Source organism: Microbacterium sp., assembly GCF_036277215.1.
In the GTDB taxonomy this organism is placed as follows: domain Bacteria; phylum Actinomycetota; class Actinomycetes; order Actinomycetales; family Microbacteriaceae; genus Microbacterium.
The window spans coordinates 1-8,551 of the sequence record NZ_DASUNI010000003.1; the positions used below are offsets into that span (position 1 = coordinate 1).

Consider the following 8,551-nt stretch of genomic DNA (forward strand, 5'->3'; position numbering starts at 1 on the left):
TCGATGCGTCCATGCACACAAGGTGCGCCGAATTCTTCCGCGGCAACCCGTACCCCACCGTGCGGCGGCGTGGGAACCGGGACGCACCTACTGCGCGAAGACGCTCTCGCGAGTATTTGGTCTTGTTTCTGGTCTCCGGGCCCTTCGGGCCGAGCGGAGAGCGCTCAAACGAGTAGGGATTCTGTGGCGGAATCCTGCGGAATTCACTGCTGGGGTACCTGGACTCGAACCAAGAACAACGGTACCAGAAACCGCCGTGTTGCCAATTACACCATACCCCAAGGCGCTCGGTGGAAGCCGGTGCCAAGGGTCAAGTCTAGACGACGCGCGCGACCCGGCCAAACCGAACGCGGCGCGCTCAGCCGACGCGGAAGGCCTCGAACGCGGAAAGTCGCCGGACCGACTCGGCCTTGCCGAGCAGCTCCATCGACTCGAAGAGCGGCGGCGAGACGCGGCGACCGCTGACGGCGACGCGCAGCGGGCCGAACGCGACACGGGGCTTGAGCCCCAACCCCTCGATCAGGGCCGAAGAGAGCGCCTCGTGAACGGCGGCGGTCGTGAACTCCGACTCGGGGATCTGCTCGAGCGCACTCACGGATGCCGCGAGCACCACGCCCGTGTTCTCCGGGAGACCGGCCAGTGCGTCGTCCTCGTAGAAGATGTCGTCGGTGAACAGGAAGCGCAGCAGGCCGGGCGCGTCGCCCAGAAGCGGCAGCCGTTCCTGGATCAGCGGCGCCGCCTTCCGCAGCAACTCGGCATCGGCGTCGCTCAGCGGAACGCTCAGCACGCCGGCCGACGCGAGATAGGGGACGATGCGCTCCGCGAAATCGGCGGGCTCCAGCATCCGGATGTGATCGCCGTTGATCGACTCGGCCTTCTTCTGGTCGAACCGGGCCGGGTTGGGATTGACGTCGACGATGTCGAACGCGGCGACCATCTCGTCGAGCGAGAAGACGTCGCGGTCATGCCCGATCGACCAGCCGAGCAGCGAGAGGTAGTTGAGCAGCCCCTCGGGGATGAACCCCTTCTCGCGCTGAAGGAAGAGATCTGCGCGCGGGTCGCGCTTGGACAGCTTCTTGGTGCCGTCGCCGAGCACGAGCGGCATGTGTCCGAACCGCGGGATGAAGTCGGTGACGCCCGCGTCGATGAGTGCGCGGTACAGGGCGAGCTGACGGGCGGTGGAGGGCATCAGGTCCTCGCCGCGCAGCACGTGGGTGATGCCCATCAAGGCGTCGTCCACCGGGTTCACGAACGTGTACAGCGGGATGCCGCCAGCCCGGAAGATCACGAAGTCGGGGAACGATCCGGCCGGGAACGTGACCTCGCCGCGGATGAGGTCGACGAAGGTGAGGTCCTCGTCGGGTACGCGGACGCGATATGCGGGCTCGCGGCCCTCGGCGCGGAACGCTGCGCGCTGCTCGTCGGTGAGGTCGCGGTCGTGGTTGTCGTAGCCGAGCTGCTTCGCGCGACCGGCCGCCTCGTTGCGGGCGTCGATCTCCTCGGCGTTGGAGTAGGACTCGTAGACCGCCCCCGCGGCGATCAGCTTCGCGAGGACCTCGCGGTAGATGTCGAAGCGCTGCGACTGGCGGTACGGCTCGTGGGGGCCGCCGACCTCGACGCCCTCGTCCCAGTCGATCCGGAGCCAGCGCAGCGCGTCCAGCAGCTGCAGGTAGCTCTCCTCGCTGTCGCGCGCGGCATCCGTGTCTTCGATGCGAAACACCATGGTGCCGCCGGTGTGGCGCGCGTACGCCCAGTTGAACAGGGCGGTCCGCACGAGGCCGACGTGCGGAAGACCGGTGGGCGACGGGCAGAAGCGCACGCGCACGTCGGCGCCGGAAGCGGTCGTGGTGCGGGGATCGGGGATAGACATCGCCGTCCAGCTTAGTTCGCGGCTACGCCAGCACCCGCGTGAGGGCCGCCAGCGTGGTTCGCACGGCCGGCACACGCTCGGCGCCGTGCGCGGTGACGACGTGGATCGTGCGCGCCTCGGCGATCGGCAGCGCAACCGTGAGCACGCCCGGCAGCCGCGGGAACGACTCGACCGCCATCCGCGGAAGGGTCGCGACGCCGATGCCCTGCGCGACGAGTCCCTCGACGGCGACGAAGTTGTCGGTCTCGAAGCTGATGCGGGGCACGAACCCGGCGCGCCCGCACAGCTCGAGCAGGTGACCACGGCAGCGCGGGCATCCGGCGATCCAGTTCTCGTCCGACAGTGCCGACATATCGATCCGACCACCGTCCGCCGCGGGGTGACCCGTCGGCAGGACGGCGAGCAGCTCATCCGTGCCGATCGCGCGCACCGCAAGACCACTGGCACTCGAACCGTGTGGATCGTCGCGGTCGCCCGGATAGCTGAAGGTCAGCGCGATGTCCGCCCGGTCCTCCCGCACCGCCTCGACCGCTTCGGGCGGCTCGGCCTCGACGTATGTGATCGTCACGCCCGGGTGGTGCGCGGCGAGGTCGGTGAGCAGCCGCGGCACGACCGTCGGCGACGCGGACGGGAAGCCCACCAGCCGTACCCGACCGGCGCGAAGACCTCGCAGTTCCGCGAGCTCGCCGGCAGCGGCATCCAGAGCCGTCGTCACGGCGGGCGCGTGACGAGCGAGCACGCGGCCGGCTTCGGTGAGGCGAACGCTGCGTCCGACCCGCTCGATCATCGGCACGCCCAGGCGCCGCTCGAGCCGCTTCATCTGCTGGCTCAGCGCCGGCTGGCTGTAGCCGAGCGCTGCGGCCGCCGCGGTGATGGATCCCTCATCGGCGATGGCCTTGATCACGCGCAGGCTCTGCACGTCGAATTCGGGATCATCCAGAACGCGATCGGACATGCTCGAAGCATAACCTCCGAGCATGATTCCGATCGAACACCTGCCCTAGACGGATGGTGTCAGCGCGAGGACTCTGGACTCATGGCCACTCTCGCTCCACCCGACCTTCGCGACGCCCGCGCCGAGTTCGCCGGCGGTCGCTCGTACCTCGCCGCATGCACGATGGGGCTTCCGACCCACGGCACTCGCGCCGCGGTCATGGCGGATCTGGATGCCGCGGCCACCGGCCATGCCGATGCGGCCGCCTACACGGCCATCGTGGAACGAACCCGCGCTTCCTTCGGCAGGCTGGTCGGGGTCGACGCCTCGCGGGTCGCGATCGGATCGCAGGCATCCGTCTTCGCCGGCCTGGTCGCCGCAGCCATCCCGGACGGCGCCGAGGTGCTGTGCGTCGAGGGCGACTTCTCGTCGATGGTGCTGCCGTTCGCCCACGCTGGTCGCGGCGTCCGCCTGCGCACCGCACCCCTCCAAGGACTGGCCGATGCGATCACCGCGGATACCTGGCTCGTGGCGTTCTCGCTCGTGCAGTCGGCCACCGGTGAGGTGGCGGACGACGCGGCGATCCGTGCCGCTGCGCGGCGGCACGGCGCCCGAACCCTGTGCGACGCGACGCAGGCGGTGGGATGGATGCCGGTGGATGCCGCGGATCACGACGCGGTGATCTGCCACGCCTACAAGTGGCTGTGCGCTCCGCGGGGTGTGGCTTTCCTGGCGATCAGCGAGGACTTCACCCGCGTTGTGCGACCGGTCTTCGCAGGCTGGTACGCGGGCAGCGACCCGTGGGTGTCCTGCTACGGCCACGAGGTCGAACTGGCTGCCGACGCAGGCAGATTCGACGTCTCCCCCGCCTGGCAGGCGTTCGTCGGAGCCGAGCCTGCCCTGGAGCTCTTCGCCTCACTCGATGCGGAGACCGTGTACGCGCACACTACCGGCCTGGCGGCGACGTTCCGCGCCGGACGTGGGCTCGCCGCCCCCGAGCGTGCGAGCGCGATCGTGACGTGGGCCGACCCCGACGGCCGCGATCTCGCCCGGCTCGCCGAGGCGGGCATCGCGGCATCGGGTCGCGCCGGTCGGGCGCGCGTGGCGTTCCACGTCTTCAACGACGAGCAGGACGTGGACGATGCGCTGGCGGCTTTGAGGCACTGATCTCCGCGGGCTGCGGCTTCGCGCTCTTTCCGAGGAACGACAGACCGGTCACGACGACCACGATCGACAGGGCGCACAGGGCCAGCCCGCCGTAGCCGATCTGCCCGAGGATGATCCCGGCGAGGATCGCGCCCACCGCGGCCACGAGGTTCATGATGAGGTCGCTCCGGCCTTGGCGGCGGGTGCGCAGCGCCTCGCTCGAGGACTCGGTGAGGAGGGCGGAACCGGAGACGGTCGAGGCGCTCCAGCCCAGCCCGAGCAGCACGAGGGCGACGGTGACGGTCGTCGCTGAGTCCTGTCCGATCGCGGCGAGCACGAGCGACGCGGCGAGCAGCACCTGACCGAGGAGGATCGTCGCGACGCGGCCGACCCGGTCGGCGAGGATTCCGAAGACCGGCGAGAGGGCGAACATCCCGGCGACGTGCAGGCTGATCGTGAGCCCGATGATCGTCAGCGAGGCGCCGTGGTGCAGCAGATGCACCGGCGTCATCGCCATCACCGCGACCATCACGCCATGCGCGCCCGCGATCGCGATGATCGCGTAGCGAGCGGCGAGGGGTCGGTCGGCGCGCGCGATCGCGTTGGCTCCATTCGCCACGGCTCGGGCGATGCGCTGGGCGAGCAGCAGCGGGTCGGGGCGCAGCCCGATCAGGTAGACGGCGATGGCGGCCAGCTGCGCGACGACCGCGAACACGTACGGACCGGTCAGGGGCGGCATCCCGATCGCCTCACCGACGATCTCGCCGGGGCCGACGAGGTTGGGGCCGAGAACGGCGCCGATCGTCGTCGCCCAGACGACGATCGAGAGGTCGCGGCCGCGCGATGCATCGGTGGCGAGGTCGGCGGCGGCGAAGCGGGTCTGCAGGTTGGCGGCCTGACCGGCGCCGATCAGCGCGAATGCCAGGAGCAGGAGCGGAAAAGAGACGACGGCTGCCGCGAGAACGACGACGGCGACGCCCGCGAGTGCGAGCAGCATTCCCGATGCGAGTGAGATCCGGCGGCCACGGCGCCGGGCGAACGCAGCCAGGGGCACGGCGAGGGCCGCGGCGCCGAGCGTGATGAACGCGGTGGCCAATCCGGAGAACGCCTCATCCCCCGAGATCTCGGCGGCCAGCACCGCCCCGAGCGAGATCGTCGCTCCGAATGCGATGCCGCCGAGCACCTGCCCGATGGACAGGACCCAGATCGTGCGTCTCCGAACGCGCGCGAGCTCTTCCGGCGGGATGCTGCCGGCCCCGGCATCCGTCCCGGTGTCAGCCATCTCGCGCTGTGTTGCGAAGCGTGCCGAGACCCGAGATCTCGACCTCGATGGTGTCGCCGGCCACGAACGGTCCGACGCCCGAAGGTGTGCCCGTGAGGATGACGTCACCGGGAAGCAGGGTGAAGGCCGCTGATGCGTAGGCGATGATGTCGGCGACCGAGTGGATCATGTCGGTGAGCGGAGCGCGCTGCGCGACTTCGCCGTTCAGTCGCGTCTCGAGGGTCGCGGAGGCGAGGTCGAACTCGGTCTCGATCGCAGGTCCGAGGGGACAGAATGTGTCGAAGCCCTTCGCGCGCGCCCATTGGCCGTCGGTCTTCTGCAGATCGCGGGCGGTGATGTCATTCGCGATCGTGTAGCCGAAGATGACCTCCGATACGCGCTCGACGGTCACATTCTTCGCAATCGACCCGATCACGACCGCGAGCTCGCCCTCGAACGACGTGAACTGCGACTGCGGCGGCCGAACGATCACGTCGCCGGGCCCGATCACCGCGGTGTTGGGTTTGAGGAACAGCATCGGCTCGGCCGGAACCTCGTTGCCGAACTCCTCGGCGTGCGCCCGGTAGTTGCGTCCGACGCAGACCACCTTCGAGCGCGGGATCACCGGCGCGAGAAGCGTGACGTCGCCGAGCGGGATGCGCTCACCGGTCGTGTCGAAGCCCGCGAACATCGGGTCGCCCTCGAGCACGACCAGATCGATGTCGTCGACGATGCCGAAGCGGATGGCGTCCTGGTGGATGAAGCGTGCGATCCTCACCGGCCCAGCCTACTCAGGCCGCGGCATCCGTCACCGGCCTGCTCAGGCGTCGAGGCGCAACAGCCAGCCGTGCTTGTCCTCGACCCGGCCGTACTGGATGTCGGTGAGCTCCTGGCGCAGCTCCAGCGCGAGCGTCCCGAGGGGCTGCTCGTCCAGGAAGTCCTTGCCCTTGAGCGTTCCGATGGGTGTGACGACCGCGGCCGTGCCGCACGCGAACACCTCGACGATGTCGCCCGACGCGACGCCGGCGCGCCACTCGGCCAGAGACACCGCCCGACCCTCGACCTTGTGGCCGCGGTCGGCAGCGAGCTGCAGGATGGAGTCGCGGGTGATGCCCTCGAGGATGGACGGCGACTGGGGTGTCACCAGGGTGCCGTCCTTGAAGACGAACACGACGTTCATGCCGCCGAGCTCCTCGACGTTGCGATCCTGGTCGAGGAAGACGACCTGGTCGCACTCATTCTCGTAGGCCTCCGACTGCGGCAGCAATGAGGCGGCGTAGTTGCCACCGGTCTTCGCTGCGCCCGTGCCTCCCTTGCCGGCCCGGGCGTAGTCCTCGCTGAGCCAGATCGACACCGGGTTGATGCCGCCGTGGAAGTACGCCCCGGCAGGCGAGGCGATCACGTAGTAGTTCACCTTGTGCGCCGGGCGGACGCCCAGGAAGGCCTCCTTGGCGAACATGAAAGGCCGCAGGTACAGGGTCTGATCCTGGCCCGACGGCACCCACGCGCCATCGACGGCGATGAGCTCGCGCAGCGACTGGATGAAGTAGGTCACCGGGAGTTCCGGCAGAGCCAGGCGGCGGGCCGACCGCTGCAGCCGACGCCCGTTCTGATCGGGGCGGAAGGTGTGGATCGACCCGTCCTCGTGCCGATACGCCTTGATCCCCTCGAAGATCTCCTGGCCGTAGTGCAGCACGGCAGCGGCGGGATCGAGCGTGATCGGGCCATACGGCTGAACGCGTGGACGGTGCCATCCGCCGTTCACCGACCAGCAGATGTCGACCATGTGGTCGGTGAAGTGGAGGCCGAAGCCGGGGTCGGCCAGGATCTCGTCGCGCTGAGCGGTGTTCTTGGCGGCGAGGTTCTTGGTAACGGCGAACTCGAGTGGCTTGAGTCCGGTGTCGGGGTCGGTTCCGATGAGTGTCATGTCACGTCCAAGGAGGTGTTGCGCCCACGATATGAGCGAGATTCAAGGGTACGCCTGCAGGCGCCGCGCGATCGCGTCGCCGATCTCGGCGGTCGTGCGGGTGTCGACGCCGCGGGCGTCGATGTCGTCCTCCACAGCTCGGGTGACGCGCTGTGCCTCGTCGTGCAGCCCGAGGTGATCGAGCAGGAGCGAGATGGACAGGATCGCGGCCGTGGGGTCGGCCTTCTGCTGCCCCGCGATGTCGGGCGCCGAACCGTGGACAGGCTCGAACATCGACGGGAACGCGCCATCCGGGTTGATGTTCCCGGACGCTGCGAGGCCGATGCCACCGGTGACGGCGCCGGCCAGGTCGGTCAGGATGTCGCCGAAGAGGTTGTCGGTGACGAGAACGTCGAATCGGGACGGGTTTGTGACCAGGAAGATCGTCGCCGCGTCGACGTGCAGATAGTCTACGGCGACTCCGGGGTGCTCCTTCGCCACCTCGTTCACGATCCGCTGCCACATGCCGCCGGCGTGGACCAGCACGTTGGTCTTGTGAACGAGGGTGATCTTGCTACGGCGCCGCTCGGCGAGATCGAACGCGTAGCGGACCACCCGCTCGATGCCGTAAGCCGTGTTCACTGAGGTCTCGTTCGCGACCTCGTGCGGCGTGCCCTTGCGGATCGACCCGCCGTTGCCGACGTAAGGACCCTCGGTGCCTTCGCGCACGACGACGAAGTCGATGTCGCCCGGCTCGGCGAGGGGCCCGGGCGCACCCGCGTACAGCTTCGACGGGCGCAGGTTCACGTAGTGGTCGAGCTCGAACCTCAGCTTCAGCAGGAGTCCGCGTTCGATGTTGGCGTCCTTCAGTCGCGGATCGCCGGGCACTCCCCCGACCGCGCCGAGCAGAATCGCGTCGTGCGAGGCGATGGAGGCGAGATCGTCGTCCGTGAGCGTGTCACCGGTTTCGAGGAATCGTGCGGCGCCCAACGAGAATTGCGTTCTGTCGAATCGGATGCCGGAACCCGCTGTCGCGGCGTCCAGAACCTTCTCCGCCTCGGCGATGACCTCGGGGCCGATCCCATCGCCGGGGATGACGGCCAGTCTCACTACGCGCGACATTGCTCTCCTTCACGTCCGCCACCAGGCGTCGGCGGCCCCTCCAGGGTAGTGGGCGGGAGCAGAGCGCCTCAGACGGTCGCCGCACGATCGCGAGGACTCCTCATCGGCGCAGGTCCGTGGTTCGGATTGACCGGCGAGTTCGAGCGGAACATCCGCATCCCCATCACCGCGACGCCCGACAGCATCGAGCGCGCGGTCGGCATCCTCGCGGAGGCGATGGAGGATACGCCGCATCCTGCGACCGCCCGCGCCCACGCCATCCTGTGAGCGCCCTTCGCGACGAGCCGGCGCGTCAGTGGTCGAGGCGTACCG

At 69.0% G+C, this 8,551-nt stretch carries 8 protein-coding genes and 1 tRNA gene; 2 read left to right on the forward strand and 7 right to left on the reverse strand.

The features are described 5' to 3' along the window. Nucleotides 1–209 precede the first annotated feature (209 nt). The 3 genes from VFX99_RS00245 to VFX99_RS00255 form a co-directional block, all read right to left on the reverse strand. Nucleotides 210–281, reverse strand: a tRNA-Gln gene (locus tag VFX99_RS00245). Between the two features lie 77 nt (nt 282–358). Then, nucleotides 359–1,870 carry a glutamate--tRNA ligase gene (gltX, locus tag VFX99_RS00250; RefSeq protein ID WP_329664314.1) on the reverse strand — a complete coding sequence of 504 codons (1,512 nt, stop codon included), beginning with the start codon at nt 1,868–1,870 and terminating at the stop codon, nt 359–361. 22 nt (nt 1,871–1,892) lie between these two features. Beyond that, nucleotides 1,893–2,825 (reverse strand): LysR family transcriptional regulator, encoded by a 933-nt coding sequence (locus VFX99_RS00255; RefSeq protein WP_329664315.1) that lies wholly within the window; start codon nt 2,823–2,825, stop codon nt 1,893–1,895. A gap of 81 nt (nt 2,826–2,906) precedes the next feature. Here VFX99_RS00255 and VFX99_RS00260 point away from each other — a divergent pair, with 81 nt between their 5' ends. Continuing rightward, a complete protein-coding gene (locus VFX99_RS00260) occupies nt 2,907–3,971 on the forward strand; it encodes an aminotransferase class V-fold PLP-dependent enzyme (protein WP_329664316.1) in 1,065 nt (354 codons plus the stop codon). Here VFX99_RS00260 and VFX99_RS00265 read toward each other — a convergent pair. Genes VFX99_RS00265 through VFX99_RS00280 form a run of 4 tightly spaced genes read right to left on the reverse strand, consistent with a single transcriptional unit; the run spans nt 3,922 to nt 8,239 of the window. Then, entirely contained in the window at nt 3,922–5,232 is a 1,311-nt protein-coding gene (locus VFX99_RS00265) for an MFS transporter (protein ID WP_329664317.1), read from the reverse strand. The two genes, VFX99_RS00260 and VFX99_RS00265, sit on opposite strands and share 50 nt — an antisense overlap. Then, nucleotides 5,225–5,989, reverse strand: coding sequence for a fumarylacetoacetate hydrolase family protein (locus tag VFX99_RS00270; RefSeq protein ID WP_329664318.1), 765 nt, complete (start codon nt 5,987–5,989; stop codon nt 5,225–5,227). The genes VFX99_RS00265 and VFX99_RS00270 overlap by 8 nt, the downstream gene beginning before the upstream one ends. A 42-nt stretch (nt 5,990–6,031) precedes the next feature. After that, a complete protein-coding gene (locus VFX99_RS00275) occupies nt 6,032–7,138 on the reverse strand; it encodes a branched-chain amino acid aminotransferase (protein ID WP_329664319.1) in 1,107 nt (368 codons plus the stop codon). Nucleotides 7,139–7,180: 42 nt separating this feature from the next. Further along, nucleotides 7,181–8,239: a 3-isopropylmalate dehydrogenase gene (locus VFX99_RS00280; RefSeq protein WP_329664320.1), complete on the reverse strand. Its 1,059-nt coding sequence runs from the start codon at nt 8,237–8,239 to the stop codon at nt 7,181–7,183. Between the two features lie 48 nt (nt 8,240–8,287). On the opposite strand from VFX99_RS00280, the gene VFX99_RS00285 reads away from it, so the two are divergent. Then, nucleotides 8,288–8,506 (forward strand): hypothetical protein, encoded by a 219-nt coding sequence (locus tag VFX99_RS00285; RefSeq protein ID WP_329664321.1) that lies wholly within the window; start codon nt 8,288–8,290, stop codon nt 8,504–8,506. Nucleotides 8,507–8,551 lie beyond the last annotated feature (45 nt).